This window comes from Photorhabdus africana, from assembly GCF_035181445.1.
Classification (GTDB): Bacteria; Pseudomonadota; Gammaproteobacteria; order Enterobacterales; family Enterobacteriaceae; genus Photorhabdus; species Photorhabdus laumondii.
In genome coordinates this window covers 1-758 of record NZ_JAXBVE010000135.1, presented here as the reverse complement: position 1 = coordinate 758, position 758 = coordinate 1, and the positions used below count along the sequence as shown (strand labels likewise).

1 protein-coding gene and 1 pseudogene are annotated in these 758 nt (G+C 49.3%); both read left to right on the top strand.

Annotation, left to right across the window (positions count from 1 at the left end):
* Positions 1-506: type 4b pilus protein PilO2 (gene pilO2 / locus SLS51_RS23070; protein ID WP_323840816.1), on the top strand; the 506-nt coding region annotated here is incomplete at its 5' end.
* Positions 493-758, top strand: a pseudogene (locus SLS51_RS23065) (hypothetical protein); the annotation flags it as partial. The gene pilO2 and the pseudogene SLS51_RS23065, both read left to right, overlap by 14 nt.

The window sequence follows — 758 nt, the reverse complement described above, 5'->3', positions numbered from 1 at the left end:
TGTTATTGGCGGGTTGGCGCTTGACGGCAGGTTCATGCCGAAAAGATGGTGTTCGCCTTCACTACGAGATTATGCCTGGTGGTACAGCAGCGCATTTTGTTCAGCGTGTACGGACTGTATTTAAGCAGTCACCGGTTTTTGACCTGGTTCAGGGCGCAAAAGAAGGTCGGGTATTCCTGCCGTGGAACCCTTTGCCGGTTCACGATGAAGCGGTGCCTGCTGTTTCAGTACAGTTGATGAAGATGGTGTCGAATTTCCAGCAATGGCAGATCCCTTTGCCATTAAATGAACTGACTCCCGCATCGGCATTACCGGGAGACGGGCAATCTATACCTGCCCAGGATTGGCGAGAATACCTTTTCAGCTTCAGTAGTCGGGTGATGCCAGCATGGCTATTTGCTGAACTGGATGATACAGGGCTGCGACTGAACAGCCTCACGTTTACCCTGACTTCACAGGGACAGTTAACCTATCAGACAGAGGGATACATTTATGCCCGGAAATAATACTGCCTTGTGTATCAGCGTGTTAAGTGGGCTAATTTTTATCAGTTCACCCGTATGGTCAACAGAGGAGGGAATTCTTTCGGTAACGAGTATTGCAGAAGCATCTGTGGGTGTGACTGTGGGACAGTTAGAGCATTTACACGCGAAAAATCTACTGCTGGAAGCGGAATTGCAGCGGGCTAAGTTACAACGCCAACTGACAGAAAGTCAGCCTTTGGGGTTGACGGGCAATAATAATATCGATCTGCCGGT